14 protein-coding genes are annotated in these 15,900 nt (G+C 62.3%); 4 read left to right on the top strand and 10 right to left on the bottom strand.

What is annotated here, in order from left to right; genetic code table 11:
* A partial coding sequence (locus EN949_RS22860) for a DJ-1/PfpI family protein (protein ID WP_127371786.1) occupies positions 1 to 727 on the bottom strand: 727 nt, incomplete at its 3' end.
* 126 nt (positions 728 to 853) lie between these two features.
* On the opposite strand from EN949_RS22860, the gene EN949_RS22855 reads away from it, so the two are divergent.
* On the top strand, positions 854 to 1,498 hold the full coding sequence (locus EN949_RS22855; RefSeq protein ID WP_127367390.1) for a cysteine hydrolase family protein: 645 nt from the start codon (positions 854 to 856) through the stop codon (positions 1,496 to 1,498).
* A gap of 67 nt (positions 1,499 to 1,565) precedes the next feature.
* Here EN949_RS22855 and EN949_RS22850 read toward each other — a convergent pair whose 3' ends face one another.
* From EN949_RS22850 to EN949_RS22815, 8 genes are all read right to left on the bottom strand, one after another.
* Positions 1,566 to 3,245 (bottom strand): formate--tetrahydrofolate ligase, encoded by a 1,680-nt coding sequence (locus EN949_RS22850; protein WP_013529948.1) that lies wholly within the window; start codon positions 3,243 to 3,245, stop codon positions 1,566 to 1,568.
* A gap of 313 nt (positions 3,246 to 3,558) precedes the next feature.
* Positions 3,559 to 4,683 carry a DUF2333 family protein gene (locus EN949_RS22845; protein ID WP_013529949.1) on the bottom strand — a complete coding sequence of 375 codons (1,125 nt, stop codon included), beginning with the start codon at positions 4,681 to 4,683 and terminating at the stop codon, positions 3,559 to 3,561.
* Positions 4,684 to 4,787: 104 nt separating this feature from the next.
* Positions 4,788 to 6,092 (bottom strand): DUF6638 family protein, encoded by a 1,305-nt coding sequence (locus tag EN949_RS22840; protein WP_127366408.1) that lies wholly within the window; start codon positions 6,090 to 6,092, stop codon positions 4,788 to 4,790.
* A gap of 42 nt (positions 6,093 to 6,134) precedes the next feature.
* Positions 6,135 to 8,045: an ATP-binding protein gene (locus EN949_RS22835; protein ID WP_127366409.1), complete on the bottom strand. Its 1,911-nt coding sequence runs from the start codon at positions 8,043 to 8,045 to the stop codon at positions 6,135 to 6,137.
* 24 nt (positions 8,046 to 8,069) lie between these two features.
* A complete protein-coding gene (locus EN949_RS22830; RefSeq protein ID WP_027162175.1) occupies positions 8,070 to 9,215 on the bottom strand; it encodes a hypothetical protein in 1,146 nt (381 codons plus the stop codon).
* Positions 9,216 to 9,246: 31 nt separating this feature from the next.
* Complete coding sequence (locus EN949_RS22825; RefSeq protein WP_127366410.1) at positions 9,247 to 10,335, bottom strand: hypothetical protein; 1,089 nt, start codon at positions 10,333 to 10,335, stop codon at positions 9,247 to 9,249.
* Between the two features lie 311 nt (positions 10,336 to 10,646).
* Positions 10,647 to 11,036 (bottom strand): cytochrome c family protein, encoded by a 390-nt coding sequence (locus EN949_RS22820; protein WP_127366411.1) that lies wholly within the window; start codon positions 11,034 to 11,036, stop codon positions 10,647 to 10,649.
* Between the two features lie 91 nt (positions 11,037 to 11,127).
* A complete protein-coding gene (locus EN949_RS22815) occupies positions 11,128 to 11,739 on the bottom strand; it encodes a thymidine kinase (RefSeq protein WP_013529955.1) in 612 nt (203 codons plus the stop codon).
* Positions 11,740 to 11,976: 237 nt separating this feature from the next.
* Between EN949_RS22815 and EN949_RS22810 the strand changes: the two genes are divergently transcribed.
* From EN949_RS22810 to choV, 3 genes are all read left to right on the top strand, one after another.
* Positions 11,977 to 12,912, top strand: coding sequence for a choline ABC transporter substrate-binding protein (locus EN949_RS22810; RefSeq protein WP_013529956.1), 936 nt, complete (start codon positions 11,977 to 11,979; stop codon positions 12,910 to 12,912).
* 134 nt (positions 12,913 to 13,046) lie between these two features.
* Complete coding sequence (gene choW / locus EN949_RS22805; RefSeq protein ID WP_024504538.1) at positions 13,047 to 13,901, top strand: choline ABC transporter permease subunit; 855 nt, start codon at positions 13,047 to 13,049, stop codon at positions 13,899 to 13,901.
* Positions 13,898 to 15,079 carry a choline ABC transporter ATP-binding protein gene (gene choV, locus EN949_RS22800; protein WP_024504539.1) on the top strand — a complete coding sequence of 394 codons (1,182 nt, stop codon included), beginning with the start codon at positions 13,898 to 13,900 and terminating at the stop codon, positions 15,077 to 15,079. The genes choW and choV overlap by 4 nt, the downstream gene beginning before the upstream one ends.
* 52 nt (positions 15,080 to 15,131) lie before the next feature.
* Here choV and EN949_RS22795 read toward each other — a convergent pair.
* Positions 15,132 to 15,900, bottom strand: a 769-nt coding sequence (locus tag EN949_RS22795; RefSeq protein ID WP_245472483.1) for an ATP-binding protein, incomplete at its 5' end; no start/stop codon positions are given.

Raw genomic sequence — 15,900 nt, 5'->3', positions numbered from 1 at the left:
GGGTCAGGCCGGCGGCCTCGGCGACGCGGTCCAGGCTATGCGCTTCGCCAAGCGTCGCGCGAACCGCGTCGAGGGCCTGGGTGAAGCGGTCGGCGTCCGCGCTTCTTGCCACCGGATGCTCGATGAATTGCGCCTGGCCGCCCTGGCGATGCGGGGAAAGCACGATCTGGCGAGCAAGCCGCAGTGCTGCTTCCGCGCCATAGCGGGCGCGCACGATGTGGAGACAGCAGTCGAGGCCGGCGGCGACGCCGGCCGAGGTCACGACATCGCCATTGTCGACGTAGAGCACCGCTGCATCGACAGCGATGTCGGGATGGAGTGTTTGCAATTGTTCGCAATAGGCCCAGTGCGTCGCGGCACGTCGGCCCGAAAGCAGCCCGGCCGCTGCAATGGCGAAGGTGCCGAGGCACAGGCCGACAATCAAGGCGCCGCGTTGGTGCGCATGGCGCAGCGCTTCCATCAGCAGCGGCGATACCGGTTCGCTCAGATGATGCCAGCTCGGGATGATGACGATATCGGCGCCGTCGAGCCCTTCGAGCCCATGCGGCGCGGCAATTGTCAGCCCGGCTTCGGTATGTATCGGGCCGGCCTTGACCGCGCAGATGCGGAAGTCGAAGCGCGGCAGGCCAAGCGCCGTCCTGTCCTCGCCGAAGACCAGGCACGGTACGGAAAGATGGAACGGGCTGATGCCGTCAAAGGCGAGGACGGCAATGATCGGGTCGGTCATGAGTGCTTCCAGCGGTTGAATGCGGATTGTCCCAATTCTTTCGAATGATGTCAATCGGGCCACTTTCGGCTGTCTGGCAGCCCGCCTATCTTCCATCCATCGAATTCAAGCCGGAAAGGAAACACCATGTCTGACCCAGCCAACACCACGCCGCGCCGGGCGCTGATCGTCGTCGATGTGCAGAACGATTATGACGGCGGCAATCTCGCCATCCAGCATCCGCCATTCCGCGACAGCGTCGTCAATGTGGCACGCGCCATGGATGCAGCGACTGCTGCCGGCATCAAGGTGGTGGTCGTCAAGCAGATGGCGCCCGAGACCTCGCCGATCTTCGCCAAGGGCAGTCACGGCGGCGAACTGCATCCCGAAATCGCCAGGCGCGAGCGCGACCATTATGTCGAAAAGAACCTGCCCTCCGCCTTCACCGGCACTGATCTGGAAGACTGGCTGCGCGCCAATGCCATCGATACGATCACGGTGGTCGGCTACATGACGCATAATTGTGACCTGTCGACCATTATCCACGCCGTGCATATGGGCTTTGCCGTCGAGTTCCTGTCGGATGCGACCGGCTCGGTGCCTTACGCCAACAGCGCCGGCTACGCCTCGGCCGAGGAGATCCATCGCGTGGTCACGATCATCCTGCAGTCGCGCTTCGCCGCCGTGCTCAAGACCGCCGAATGGGTCGAGTGCCTGCAGACCGGCGCGCTGCCGGAGCGCGACACGATCTTCGGCTCCAACCAGCGGGCGCTGTCGCGCAGCGCTGCTTAGGGCTATCCGAAAAAACAGAAAGGGCGCCGCATCGCTGCGGCGCCCTTTCTGTTTGAATTGAAGGATTTTAGAACAGGCCTTCGATATTGCCGGCCTCATTGAGGAAGATCTTTTCCGAGGACGGCGCCCTCGGCAGGCCCGGCATGGTCATGACCTCGCCGCAGATGATGACGACGAAGCCGGCACCGGCCGAAAGCCTGACCTCGCGCACCGGCACGGTGTGGCCGGTCGGCGCGCCGCGCAGGTTCGGGTCGGTCGAGAAGGAATACTGGGTCTTGGCCATGCACACCGGCAAATGGCCGTAGCCGGCGTCTTCCCACGCCTTGAGCTGGTCGCGCACCGACTTGTCGGCGATCGCTTCCGAGCCGCGATAGATGCGCTGGACGATGGTGTTGATCTTCTCGAACAGCGGCATGGCATCGGGATAGAGCGGCGCGAACTGCGAGGCGCCGGATTCGGCCAGTGCCACCACCTTGTTGGCGAGATCTTCGATCCCGGCCGAGCCGTGTGCCCAGTGCTTGCACAGGATCGCTTCTTCGCCCATCGAGGCGACATAGTCCTTCATCGCCTGGATCTCGGCGTCGGTGTCGGAATAGAAATGGTTGATGGCAACCACCGCCGGCACGCCGAACTGCCTGATGTTCTCGATGTGGCGGCCAAGATTGGCGCAGCCCTTCTTCACCGCTTCGACGTTTTCCTTGCCGAGGTCTTCCTTCTTGACGCCGCCATTCATCTTCATGGCGCGCACGGTGGCGACGATGACCGCCGCTGCCGGCTTCAGGCCCGCCTTGCGGCACTTGATGTCGAAGAACTTTTCAGCACCCAAATCGGCGCCGAAGCCGGCTTCGGTGACGACATAGTCGGCGAGCTTGAGCGCCGTCGTGGTGGCGACGACCGAGTTGCAGCCATGCGCGATGTTGGCGAACGGCCCGCCATGCACGAAGGCCGGGTTGTTCTCCAGCGTCTGCACCAGGTTCGGCTGCATGGCGTCCTTCAGCAGCACAGCCATGGCGCCGTCGGCCTTGAGGTCGCGGGCATAGACGGCTGACTTGTCGCGGCGATAGGCGACGATGATGTCGCCGAGGCGCTTTTCCAGATCCTTCAGGTCGGTCGACAGGCAGAGGATCGCCATCACCTCCGAGGCGACGGTGATGTCGAAACCGCCCTCGCGCGGGAAGCCGTTGGCGACGCCGCCGAGCGAGCAGATGATCTCGCGCAGCGCGCGGTCGTTCATGTCCATGACGCGGCGCCAGACGACCCGGCGGGTGTCGATGCCGAGCTCATTGCCCCAGTAGATGTGGTTGTCGATCAGAGCCGAAAGCAGGTTGTGCGCGGTGGTGATGGCGTGGAAGTCGCCGGTGAAGTGGAGGTTCATGTCCTCCATCGGCACGACTTGCGCATAGCCGCCGCCGGCGGCACCGCCCTTGACGCCGAAGTTCGGGCCGAGCGAAGCCTCGCGGATGCAGACGATCGCCTTCTTGCCGATGCGGTTCAGGCCGTCGCCGAGACCAACCGTGGTCGTGGTCTTGCCTTCGCCGGCCGGCGTCGGGTTGATGGCGGTTACGAGGATCAGCTTGCCGTCCTTGTTGCCCTTCACCGATTTGATGAATTCGGCTGATATCTTGGCCTTGTCGTGGCCGTAGGGCAGCAGGTGTTCGGTCGGGATGCCGATCTTCTGGCCGATCTCCTGGATCTGCTTTTTCCTGGCGCCGCGCGCGATCTCGATGTCGGACTTCACTTCGGCCATGACGGCTTTCCTCTGGATTGGACGGTGGAGGGGACGGGTTTGGTCTTACTGGCAAGCAGGTTGGAACCGGGCGCGGGCATGTTCTAACCCTGTCGCTGCCGCGGCGTCAACTTGTATGCAACTATGTTTCCTCTTGAGAAAATTCTTCTGCGGACCGGCCGACCTGTCGTCGGTTCTTCCTGGCTCCGTTGCCGCGCCGTATAGAAGCCAGAGGACGCGTCGTTCCGCCGTCTCAAAACAGCCGCACAATGCACGGAATGCGACAGAGGCGACGGCGCAAATTCGCCATCGCCTGGTCCCTAATGGAACAGCGCTACTGCGTCAGAACGTTGCTGATTTCGACCATGTTGGAGCGCACCCTGAGCACATAGAAGCCCATCGTCGTCAGATGCGTCGGCAACAGCCAGCCATCCTCGCGGCCATTGGCGATGATGAAAGGCTGGATCTTCAGCGCAGAAACGAATTGCGAGTCCATCGTGTCCCAGAGGTTCTGCAGATGCTTTTCCTTGATGACGTCCTCGAAGTCGGCCTGGGCGCCCTTCATCAGGCCGTAATAGCCATAGAGCTGGCCATAGGCGAACCAGTAGCGGTCGTCGGCGCGGAAGTCGAACCAGCCATTGTTGTGGTTCTCGGCGCGTTCCTTGAGGATCGCCGAGGTCGAGCCGATGTCGGACGAGATGCGGTCGATATACTGTTTCAGATTGTCGGCGCGGGCGTCGAATGTCGCCTGGCAGGTGGCAAGGCGAGCGTTGAAGGAACGCAGCATGCGCACGGCGTCGCGATAGTAGCTCGGCGTCGGTGTCTTGGGACCGAACGGGTTCAGGCCGAAATACCAGGTCTCCTCGTCGAACTGCAGGTTGCCGCGGGCATTCTGCAGATCGCTGTCGATCTGCGAGGTGGTGCGGACGCGGCCGAGATTGTCGGCGAGTTCGGTCGCCGTGCGCCGCACCGCCTGGTTGATGCCGCGCTGGAAGGAGGCCTTGTTGTCCATCCACGGCGTGTTGTCCCAGTCGATGCCGAACAGGCCGAGCTTGTAGAGGATCATCGACGAGATCCAGGCATTCTGGTTGACGTTGAAGTCGGTCAGGTCGGCGGCGATCTGGGCAATGCCGGAGTTGCCGCAGGTCTTGGCCGTGTCGGTGCCGGCGCCGGCGGAGACCTGTTCGCCAGCGGAGACATTGCGCTTCTCGAACGTGTAGGTGTCTGGATAGTTCGGGTTGAAATTGTTCCACCACTGGGTGGCGTAGAAGAAATTGGCATAGAGGCCGATCAGCACCAGCAGAGCAAGGCCGACCGCCGCCTTGAGGATCCAGCCGCGTTGCGTGTACCAGCGTCCGGCCCACAGGAACGGCCACAGGATGACGCCGATCAAAAGCCCGATACCGCGGCCGATCCACTGGAAAATGCGGGTGAAGAAGTTCACGATCGGATCGAGCATGGCTGTGTCACCCCCTCAAGCATGATGCCAAAAAGTTGCAGACTTTTTGGATAACATTATGCGCCAAAACAAGAAGTTAGAACGAAATAACGGTTCATTTCGTTCTAGTCAGTCAGGCCGTAGAGGCGCGTGCGAAACGCCACCTTGTCCTTCAAATATGTGGTTTTGAGAACGTCCACAACATGCGATCGCCAGGCGTCGCTGAAGCCGCCATAGTCCTTGTAGAAGCCGTCCTTGTTGAAGATGTAGCGCGAGACGAAGTCCGACGGCACGAAATCCGAGATCAGCCGGTTGGTCAGCCAGGCGTCAGGATGGTCAGGCTTGGCGCGGATCACCAGGATGCGCTGCTGCGGGAAGACATCCTCGATCTTCAGGTGGCCGAGCTGGGCGATCTCGCGCTTGGCGGCGTTGAGGAAAGGGAAATTGCCGTCCCTGGTGATCAGGTCGGCATGGCTCTGGATCCAGGTCTGCAGCCAGACCTTGTCGACATTGGTCAAGTTGCGGTTCGGCTCGGCATCGCGGATCAGCGCGCGCACCACCATCTCGGCGCGGTGCTCGAGGTAGCCCGAGGCCTCGACCCAGGAGGCGCGCGGCAACTCGATGCGGCCGGTGGTGGCGAGGAACTTGAACACCTTGTCGGCGTCGTTAATGGAGAGATAGCTGACCTGCCACGGCCGCGAACGGCGGAAGCCTGGCGCCGCAGGATCGCTGATCACTGTCGTCACATCCGGGTCGACGAAGACGTAAAGGCCACCGAAATGGCTGGTCCAGTAGGCGTTGTGGCGGAAGATCACCTGGTCGGGCACCAGCGCGTTCTCGCGGATGTCGCCGCAGATCTTGGCGAGCTCGACCATGCGGTTCAGCATGGCGCTGTCGCGCCAGGCGTCGGGCTCCTGCTTCAACCGGTCGACGAGCTTGCCGAGCTCGGCGGCCTTGCCCAGCACATCCTCAGCCGACAGCACCTTGAACTCGACCTGGCTGATCGACAGCAGGTCCTCGATATCGTTGACCTTGGGAACGGAATCCTCGATCTCGCCGTAGATGACATCCTTGATCGTCAGCGCATCGATGGCGCGCTGGTTCTTGGACATGAACTCGAACATCAGCTGCGAGGTGTTGGAGAAGGCGGTGTGCACCACCGGCAGGTCGATCTGCGACGGCGTCAGGATGATGAAACGGCGGTTGACCTCGTTGGGATCGAGATAGTCGTAGTCGTCGCATTCCTCGGCCACTTCGGGCGAAAAGCCGGTGCGATCGATCTGGAAGGTCTTCAGCTTGGTCGGCTTCAAGCCGAATGCGGCGAGCGCCTTGTTGTAGCGCTGGATCAGATGCGGCTCGTCGACCGTCAGCAGCCGGCCATAGATCAGCTCATTGTCGCGCAGGAGATCGGGTTTTTTGGCGGGGCTCATCTTGCCTTCTCCCACAAGGGGTGAAGGGAAAGCCGGCGCAGCTCACGCATTCCATAGCCCCTTCTTCTTCATCTCCTCCATCTCGCGCGCAGCCCGTTCGCGCAGGCGGGCGTCGCGCAGCAGTTTTTCCACGGCGGAGTCGTCGGACTTGTCGGAATAACGGAACTCCGAGTCGGCGTAGCGGTTGATCTCCTGCATGACCATGTCCATCGAGAACGGCCCGCGCAGTTCCTCGATCATCGCTTTCTTCTCGTCGTAGCCCTTGTGCATGAAGACTTCCGGCTTCTCGAACCAATCGTCGGGAAGCTCGATGTCCATGGCGCGCATCTTGATGGCGTCGGTGACATTCTTGATGGCGCGACCGGTGAAGCGGGGCTCGGCATCCTTGATCAGGTGCAGATAGGTGCCGATATCGGCCATCGATTTCGGCGCGCCGTTCTCCTTCATGTAGCGCTCGTAGACCTTCATCAGCCCATCTTCCTGCGGCTTCTCGTGCTCCTCATAGGCTTCGGTCACGGCGCGCTGGATTTCCTGCGCGGCGTAGAGGTCGTGTTCGCCGAGCGGGATCTTGTGGTTTTTCCCCGCCAGCAGGACAAAAATATCGATGTAGTCGTCGCGGCTCTGCGGCCCGTCGACCAGCCAGCGGGCGCCGGCGCGCTGGCGCAGCGCGTCGTCGACATTTTCGGGGTAGTTGGAGAACATGCCGAATGAGCAGTTGCCGCGCACCACGGTGGCGGCGCCGGCGAAGGCGTCCATCAAGACGCCTGTTATTTCCTGCTGGCCGGCCGAGGCGCGGTCGTCGGAGCGGCGCGCCGCCACCTGGTCGATGTCGTCGATGGTGCCGAAGCCGATGACGCGCGGGTTCAAGACATTGTTGATGAACTGGCGGCAGTTCTGGCCCGACTTGCCCTGGTAGGACGAGATCTGGTCGACGCCGAAATTCTCGTAGGCGAAGGGATAGCCGGCGACCTGGCAATAGCCGTTGACGAGGCCGGCGATCATCTGGATCAGCGTCGTCTTGCCGGTGCCGGGGGCGCCGTCGCCGATGAAGGTGAACAGGAAGCCGCCAAGCTCGACGAACGGATTGAGTTCGCGCTCGAAATCATAGGCCATCAGCATCTTGGCGAGCTTGACCGACTGGTATTTGGCGATGTGGTTGCCGACGACCTCTTCCGGCTTCTTGAAGGTCATCACCAGCGGTTTTGAGCGCTTGCCCGGCGCGACGTCGAAACCATCGAGAGTGAAATCGTCGGCATCGATGCGGATATGGGCGTTCTCGAACGGGCCGATGCCGTCGAAGCGGCCCTTGCGGGCCAGAAGCCCGTCGATGGCGACGCGGGCGAAGGCGCGTGCCCTTGTCATCAAATCGGCATCATCGGACGATCCCGAGATCGCCTTGTCGAGGCCAGCGAGGATCGACTTCACCGCATCCTGCGGCGTGTCGAACAGGAAGTCCGGTTCGGGGATGTCGTTGGGTGCCTCGCCGTCGCTGTCGATCAGCTGGAACAGGTAGGAGGCGAGGCTGAAGGCGGAGATGTAAGCCGAGGCCGACAGAAGCTTCTTGAAGGTGGCCGCTTCGTCGCCTTCGAGCGGCGCGCGGGTATTCCTGGCCTGCAGGCTTTCGAGGTCGGAGCCTTCGGCAAAGACGTCCGATATGGCCAGCGCGATCGCCGTGCCGCGCCGGGCGCGAAACAGGAGCGTGTGCTGCGGGATGGTCAGCAGCTGGTCGTCGGGATGAACGGCGCCGACGGTCTTGGCCAGCTCGACCTCGCGCGTGCGACGCACCGAGCCGACCGAGACGGTCGAGACGAAGCGGCGGTTGGTGCCGGCAAGCGCGGTGCCGGACTCCCGTGACGGGTCCTCCAGCACGACGATGCGGGTGATGAAGCTCTGCGCGGTGGCGCGGTGCTTCTCGATGGCGGCTTCCGGAATGGTGGTCAGGCCGGTATCCATGAAGGGTGCTCCGTGGTGTGACGGTCAGACGTCTGAGATGACCTGTCCGTTGGACAGGATATGAACCTTGTAGCCGGCAAAAATCTTCTGTGCTTCGCCGGCGGCGTAGAGTGCCTGATAGGCCTCGTGCGGAATCAGCGCATGGTTTTCATAGCTCGACACGCCCTGACGCGCGGCTTCCAGATCATCAGTGTTGATGAAGAATTCCTGCGTTGTCTTCTCACTCGAAAACAGGCCCTTGCGGCCGGGCTTCTCGCTCTTGGAATAGACCTCCTGGATCGTCCAGGTCAAAAGCCAGGCATTTTGCGGCTTGCGCACCTTGGCCAGAACCTCGGTCACCGTCGAATTGTTGTCGGTAATCCCCACCGAATAGAACGGGCCGAGCACGACGCGGCGCAGCTGCTTGGGGTGCAACGGTTCGAAATCCTTGTCGAGGTTGACCGCGATGGTCGCCGGCGACAGCGTATAGGCGGAGTTCTTCTCGGTGAAATCGTCGAAACGATGGGCAAGCTCGGGATTGAGCAGGCCGTCGACCGGCAGCGGAATGTCGACCGTCTCGTTGAGTTTGCCGTTTCTGTCGACAAGCTGGCGGATCATCGCGTCGGAAGAATCCTCCACCGTCACCATGTAGACCAGAGGCAGGTTGGCGCTGCCGTCGAACGTCGCCCAATGGACGAGATAATAGGGCCGTCCCGTCTTCGGATTGACCGAGACCTTGGCGGTTTGCGCCAGCGTGAAGGGACCGAACGTGTTCTCGCTCTTCACGTCCTCGAGATAGAGCCGCTCGGCCATCGACTTCTGCAGCGCCTCGGGGAATTCCTTGTGGCGCAGGATGAAGTCGGCCATTTCCTCGCGCAATTCGCCGGCGAGCGGGATGTTGGCAAGCCGCGCGTCGGCCTGGCGGCGGTCGTTTTCCAGTTCGAGCAGGTTCTGGAACACCGGGAATCCGCTTTCGGCCCGCGAAATGCGGAACGTATCCATGAAGCCCAGCCGGTTGCGCCAGCAGGAAAACGACTTGTCGAGCCGGGCGATGTATTCGGCGACGATCTTGGCGACGATGCCGTGCCGGTAAAGCGGCGAGCGATCGTCGCGCATGAACACTTCAAGGCCGCTCAGCGCGGCCGTGATGGCGGAGAAATATCGTGCCGCCGCTTCGTTTTCGGGGGTCATGCCTGTGCGCTCGCGGGCAGTCCTATCACCCCTAAGACTGCACGTAGTTTGCCGAATTGTGCTTCTTCAGCACCTCGTCGAAGCGGCGGGCAAAGGCATCGTCGGCCAGCTTCTTGCGGCGCTGGATGTCGGCGGTGGCGACCATGTTCTTCTCGTGCATCTCGAGTAGGTCGCCGATGTGTTTTTGCGAAGCAGCACCGATGCCGGCCATGGTTTCCTCGGCGGTGTTGTCGACCTGGCTGCCCAGCGTGTTGATCTTGTGGGCGACGTCCTGCTGGGCGGCGGTCTTCAGCGAATCTTCCAGCGCCTTGTAGAGCACGATGCGCTGCTCGGTATCGATGGTCAGCTTGTTGATCAGCGTCGATTGCGCGGCGATCTGGTTGTTGAGCGAATCGACGAAGGTCTGGAACATCGAGGTGTAGCGCTCGAGCGTCTGGCTCTCGGCCAGCAGCTCCTGCTCCTTGGCCTGCTTTTCGTTGTATTCCGTCGCCAGCTTGGAGCGTTCGCCTTCGAGCTGCGTGCGGTCCTTCTGGCTGGTCGAAGCGGCGATCTTGTTTTCGATGTCGAGCAGCATCGGGTTGAGCTCCTCGATGCGCTTCTGCACGGCTTCGAGGTTGGTCATGGTGGTCTTGCGGCGCTCGATCACCTGCGACAGGCTGGTTTCCGAGGTCTTGTAGCGCTGGTCGAGGACCTCTTTCTGCGCCTTCAATATGCCGACGATGGTGTCGGATTTGACCAGCAATTCCTGCAGATTGCCCGCCAGCGACATGTTGCGGACGCGGTCGGTGCGCATGCGCTGCTTGCTCTGGCTGGAGAAGATACCGATGAATTTTTCCCAGCCGGTGTAGTTCTTCATGCTCTCGAACTCGGAGCCGAAGACGTTGGTGGCGTCCTCCAGGCCGATGATCAGGTCGGCAATGTTGCCTTCCATCACCTTTTGCTGCTTCAGCACATCCTCGATGCGGGCGTTCTCGAGGTCGAAATTGGCGTCGCCGATCTTCTTGTCCGATGTGGCGAGCGTATCAAGCACGGTGCCGGACTGCTCGATCTTGGAGCGCATGTCCTGCACGACCTGCTTGGTCTTGGCAATTTCGGCGTCGAAATTCTGCAATGTCGCCATTGGGGCCTCCCGCTTCGGCATGACGTCGCTGGTCGCGAACAGCGGCGAATATATGTGGGGCATCGGGGGATTGAAAGACGTGAAGACAAGGGCGGCGTGAAAACAAAAGAATCCATCAGGGTCTTGAAAACCAGTGAAGGCGGGGGCCTGGCGTGATTAGCTTGCCTGCCAGCCGTAGTTCAGCTGTCATTGAACTTTCATGCGGCAAGCCGATGGCGCACGGATGCCTTTGTATTCGGCAAATCACTGAAGCAATCGCGGCCGCGATATGCGAGGGGAAAGCCGGTTTTACAGAGCTGACGAACAGCGGATCAGGGCTTGGGATCGGCCTTCAGATAGGCGATGACATTGGCGATGTCGTCGTCATTGGTCAGGCCGCCGAAGGCCATCTTGTTGCTCGGCACCTTCAGCTTTGGGGCCTTGAGATACTCGGCGAGATTGGCTTCATCCCAGACCAGGCCGGCGGCGCCAGCACTCTTCATCGCCTCGGAATAGTGGCCAAGAAAGCTCTCGGCGCTGCCGGCGGTGCGGCCAACGACGCCCGACAGATGCGGACCGACCTTGTCGCGGTCGGTGGCTGCGTCATGGCAGGCCATGCATCGGTTGAAGACCTTCTTGCCCAGGGCAGGATCGCCGCCGGCATGGGCTACGAGCGAGCTGGCAAGGTGAAGGATACTGGCGAACGAAGCGGCTCGAAGCATGGCTGACCCCGGAGAGCTCTGGCTGGCTGCGTTATAGTACCGAGGCCTTAAGAAACGCTGCATCGGGCCGGGGTCAAGGCCGCCGGGGCCGTCAGCCCTTGATAAAGCCGATGAAGTCGTCTGGCGCGGCGCGGCCCATCTCTTCCTCCCAATGGCGGCGGCAGAGCGAGACATAGACATCCTTGCCGATCGCCACCTGCTCGCCCTGGCGCGCCACCTTGCCATCGGGGCCGAGGCGCACGACCATCGTCGCCTTGCGGCCGCATCGGCAGATGGTGCGCACTTCGCGCAAATCGTCGGCGATGGCCAGCAGCGCGCGCGAGCCGGAAAACAGCTTGCCCTGGAAATCGGTGCGCAGGCCGTAGCACATGACCGGGATGTTCAGCCGGTCGGCGATGCGGGCGAGCTGCCAGACCTGCTCTTCCTCGAGGAACTGCGCCTCGTCGACGAAGACGCAATGCACCGACGTATGCGCGTGATGAGCGGCGACGCGGGCGAACAGATCGTCGCCGTCGCGAAACATCTCGGCTTCCGTCTCCAGGCCTATGCGCGACGAGATCAGGCCTGTATCGCCCTTGCGGTAGTGGCCGGCGACGAACAGCATCGTGCCCATGCCGCGCTCGCGGTAATTGTAAGAGGCCTGCAAGAGCATCGTCGTCTTGCCGGCGTTCATCGTCGCGTAGTGGAAGTAAAGCTTGGCCATGCCGCTCTTTTAAGCCGACTTGGCCTGACACGGGGAGGGGCCAGAGCGGCATTCCCCTGAAAAAGCCGGCTGGCCAGACAAAAGCGCCTGATGTGTCGCTGATTGGCCAGCCCGCGCCGTTGATCGTGATTGTCTTAATGCTTGAAACCACACCAGAATGGTGTTTGGCTGACGAAACAAGGCGGGCACAGAAACCGTAGCTACGCTTCGCCAAAGAATCACAATGGGAGACTGTCTATGTCGCGTATGAACTCTTTCGTCGCCGGCCTCGGCCTGGCGGCTTTTTTGTCAACCAGCGCTGCCTACGCCGGTGATCCGGCAAGCTGCAAGGCGGTGCGCCTTTCCGATGTCGGCTGGACCGACATCCAGGCGACGACCGGCGTCGCCTCCGTGCTGCTGACCGCGCTCGGCTATGAGCCGCAAACGATCCAGCTGTCGGTGCCGGTGACCATGGCGTCGCTGAAGAACAAGGATCTCGACGTGTTCCTCGGCAACTGGATGCCGTCGATGACCAACGACATCAAGGACTATACAGCCGACGGTTCGGTCGAGACGATCAGCACCAATCTGACCGGCGCCGGCTACGGCATCGTCGTGCCGACCTATGTCGCCGACGCCGGCGTCAAATCGCTGACCGATATCGGCAAGTTCAAGGACAAGTTCAACGGCAAGATCTATGGCATCGAGGCCGGCAATGACGGCAACCGCATCATCCTCGACATGATCAAGAACCCGAAGGACAATCTCGAAGGCTTCGAGCTGGTCGAATCCTCGGAAGCCGGCATGCTGACGCAGGCCGAGCAGTCGATGAAGAACAATGAATGGATCGCCTTCCTCGGCTGGACGCCGCATCCGGTGATGGGCGCCATGAAGATCACCTATCTCGACGGCATGGGCGACAGCGGCTTCGGCGCCGCCACCGTCTACACCAATGTGCGCAAGGGCTACACCACCGAATGCCCGAACGCCGGCAAGTTCATCGCCAACCTGAAGTTCAACCTGGACATGGAAGGCGAGATGATGGACGCGATCCTCAAGGGCGGCGACGCCAATACGGTTGCAACCGACTGGCTGAAGAAGCACCCGGATGCCGTTGCCCCGTGGATAGCCGGCGTGACTACCTTCGACGGCGGTGACGCTGCCGCCGCCATCAAGACCGCGCTCGGAAGCTGAGTCGACTGAATTCGGCAAAGCCGAACCAGGAAGGGCAGCCATCTTAGAAAAGGCTGCCCTTTTTCATATCCTGTGACAAGATGACGACGGCCGAGGCCGAGGGGCAGGGCGGTCTCCTGCACGAGAGGGGCGATATGGATCCGATTTCGAAATTCATGGTCGATCACAAGATTCCGATCGGCGCCTGGGGAAAGGCCTTCTTCGGTTTCCTCACCGACAATTTCGACACTGTGTTCAGGGCCTTTTCGAATGGCCTCAATTTCCTGCTCGACGGGCTGGTCGGCATCCTCTTGATGGTGCCGCCGGTGCTGCTGGCGCTGGTCATCGCCGTTGTCGCCTGGCTGCTGCAACGCTCGCGGCCGCTTGCCATCGGCGTCTTTCTCGGCCTGATCTTCATCATCAACCAGAACCTTTGGAAGCAGACGGTGCAGACGCTGGTGCTGGTCGTCGCGGCCGCTGCCATGGCCATGGCCATCGGCGTGCCGCTCGGCATCTGGGCAGCGCACAAGCCGAAGGTCTACCGCGTCATGCTGCCGGTGCTCGACCTGATGCAGACGCTGCCGACCTTCGTCTACCTGATCCCGGTGCTGACGCTGTTCGGCCTCGGCAACGCGCCCGGCCTCATCGTCACCATCATCTTCGTCATCCCGACCGCGGTCCGGCTCACGCATCTGGGCGTCGTCTCGGTGCCGAAGTCGATCGTCGAGGCCGGCGAGGCTTTCGGCGCCACCAAGAGCCAGCTGCTGTGGAAGGTGGAACTGCCGTCGGCGCTGCCCACCATCATGGCCGGCCTGACGCAATCGATCATGCTGTCGCTGTCGATGGTGGTGTTTGCCGCACTGATCGGCGCCGGCGGGCTCGGCACCGAGATCAACCGGGCGCTCGGCTCGCGCCGCATCGACCTCGGGCTTGAGGCGGGGCTTGCCATCGTCGTTTTGGCCATCGTGCTCGACCGGATGACCCGCATCGCCGTTGGAGGCAAGAAATGACCGTCGCCGTCGATTTCAGGAACGTCGATATCGTCTTCGGCGCCGACCAGGCCGGATCGCTGAAGATGATCGACGCCGGCGCCAGCCGCGCCGAGATCCTCGAAAAGACCGGCAATGTACTGGGCTGCGCCGGAGCCAGCCTGACCGTGAACGAGGGCGAGATCTCCGTTCTGATGGGCCTCTCCGGTTCGGGCAAGTCGACATTGCTGCGGGCGGTCAACCGGCTCAACGTGGTGTCGCGCGGCCAGGTGCTGGTCAAGGATGGCGACAAGACCGTCGATGTCGTCACCTGCGACGAGGCGACCTTGCGGCGCCTGCGCCAGAAACAGGTGGCGATGGTGTTCCAGCAGTTCGGCCTTTTGCCCTGGCGCACGGTGGAGGAGAATGTCGGTCTCGGCCTCGAACTGGCCGGCGTCCCGGAAGCCGAACGCAAGGAGCGCGTCCAACGCCAGCTCAAGCTGGTCAATCTCGACCAGTGGTCGAAGAAATATGCGCATGAGCTTTCGGGCGGCATGCAGCAGCGCGTCGGCCTGGCGCGGGCCTTCGCCACCGAGGCGCCGATCCTGTTGATGGATGAGCCGTTCTCGGCGCTCGACCCGCTCATCCGCACCAAGCTGCAGGACGAATTGCTGCAGCTGCAGGCTGAATTGAAGAAGACCATCATCTTCGTCAGCCACGACCTCGAGGAGGCGCTGAAGATCGGCTCCCACATCACCATCATGGAGGGTGGGCGCATCGTGCAAACCGGCGCGCCCGAAGACATCGTACTGCGGCCCGCCAACGACTATGTCCGAGACTTCATCGCCAATGTGAACCCGCTGTCGGTGCTGACCGCCTGGAACGTGATGCGCGACCGTCGCGATCTGGAGCACGGCAAGGACGGCTGGGTCTGGCTCGACCGCCGCAAGACGACGCGCTTCAAGATCGACGACCACGGGCTGGTGGCGGCGGCCGAACGCGACGGCAAGCCGGCGGTCTGGGTGTCGTGCGCCGACGTCGAAGGCCAATCCGAGGAAGCCGCGCAAGTGTTCTGGGCCAACCCGGGCACCTCGCTGAAAACCGTCATGCTGGCCATGCACCGTTCGCAGACCGCTCCGGTAGCGCTGTTTGACGACCAGTCGCGCTTCGTCGGCGCCATCGGCATTCGCGACGTGCTGAGCGCGGTGTTGCGGCGGTAGTTTCTCCGGAATCCAACGGCGGTGAGGCGCGGCGACCGGGCGCGCCTTGTTTTTATGCCGCCAGCGGCAGGCGCAGTTGGGTCAGCAGGCCGCCGCCCGGGTTGTTGGACAGGCGGATCTCGCCACCTGCGGCGCGCGCGATGTTGCGGGCAATGGTCAGGCCGAGACCAAGACCGCCGGTCTGGCGGTTGCGCGATTGTTCGAGGCGCACGAACGAGCCGAACACAGCGTCGATCTGCGCCTGCGGTATGCCAGGCCCTTCATCGCGGATGGTGAGCAGGATCATGTCCTCCGACCGGCGCAGCGAAAGATGCGCCTTCTTGCCGTAGGTGACCGCGTTCTGCACCAGATTGGTGACGCAGCGCTTGAGCGCGACCGGCCGCGCCATGCAGATCAGCCCGCGCGAACGGGTCTCGTCGTCGAACGAGACGTCGTCATAGCCGTCGGCGATCGATTCCACGAGCGACCAGAAGTCGATGCGTTCGTTCTTTTCCTCGGTCACTTCGAAGGTGGCGAAGTCGATCACCGAGCTGGCGATGCTCTCGACATCGGCGAGGTCGTGCGCCAGCGCCTCGCGGACCGCCGATTTGCGCAACAGCTCCAGGCGCAGGCGCATTCTGGTCATCGGCGTGCGCAGATCATGCGCCAGTGCCGCCGCCAGATGTTCGCGGTCCTCGACATATTCGCGCAACCTCGCCTGCATGGCGTTGATCGCCTTGGCGGCGGCACGCACCTCGCGGCTGCCGCCCTCGGCGATCGGCGGGCTCTTCAGATCCTTGCCGATCCGGTTCACGGCGGATTCCATCATTCGGTAGGGCGCC

The sequence above is a fragment of the Mesorhizobium sp. M7A.F.Ca.US.007.01.2.1 genome (assembly GCF_003998165.1).
Taxonomy (GTDB): Bacteria; Pseudomonadota; Alphaproteobacteria; order Rhizobiales; family Rhizobiaceae; genus Mesorhizobium; species Mesorhizobium ciceri.
This window is presented reverse-complemented; position numbering and strand designations above follow the sequence as displayed.

What these genes read in the sequence shown, in the direction of transcription:
- EN949_RS22855 (WP_127367390.1), top strand. Translation starts at nt 854, where the DNA reads ATGTCTGACCCAGCCAACACCACGCCGCGCCGGGCGCTGATCGTCGTC.
- EN949_RS22850 (WP_013529948.1), bottom strand. Translation starts at nt 3,245, where the DNA reads ATGGCCGAAGTGAAGTCCGACATCGAGATCGCGCGCGGCGCCAGGAAA.
- EN949_RS22845 (WP_013529949.1), bottom strand. Translation starts at nt 4,683, where the DNA reads ATGCTCGATCCGATCGTGAACTTCTTCACCCGCATTTTCCAGTGGATC.
- EN949_RS22840 (WP_127366408.1), bottom strand. Translation starts at nt 6,092, where the DNA reads ATGAGCCCCGCCAAAAAACCCGATCTCCTGCGCGACAATGAGCTGATC.
- EN949_RS22835 (WP_127366409.1), bottom strand. Translation starts at nt 8,045, where the DNA reads ATGGATACCGGCCTGACCACCATTCCGGAAGCCGCCATCGAGAAGCAC.
- EN949_RS22830 (WP_027162175.1), bottom strand. Translation starts at nt 9,215, where the DNA reads ATGACCCCCGAAAACGAAGCGGCGGCACGATATTTCTCCGCCATCACG.
- EN949_RS22825 (WP_127366410.1), bottom strand. Translation starts at nt 10,335, where the DNA reads ATGGCGACATTGCAGAATTTCGACGCCGAAATTGCCAAGACCAAGCAG.
- EN949_RS22820 (WP_127366411.1), bottom strand. Translation starts at nt 11,036, where the DNA reads ATGCTTCGAGCCGCTTCGTTCGCCAGTATCCTTCACCTTGCCAGCTCG.
- EN949_RS22815 (WP_013529955.1), bottom strand. Translation starts at nt 11,739, where the DNA reads ATGGCCAAGCTTTACTTCCACTACGCGACGATGAACGCCGGCAAGACG.
- EN949_RS22810 (WP_013529956.1), top strand. Translation starts at nt 11,977, where the DNA reads ATGTCGCGTATGAACTCTTTCGTCGCCGGCCTCGGCCTGGCGGCTTTT.
- choW (WP_024504538.1), top strand. Translation starts at nt 13,047, where the DNA reads ATGGATCCGATTTCGAAATTCATGGTCGATCACAAGATTCCGATCGGC.
- choV (WP_024504539.1), top strand. Translation starts at nt 13,898, where the DNA reads ATGACCGTCGCCGTCGATTTCAGGAACGTCGATATCGTCTTCGGCGCC.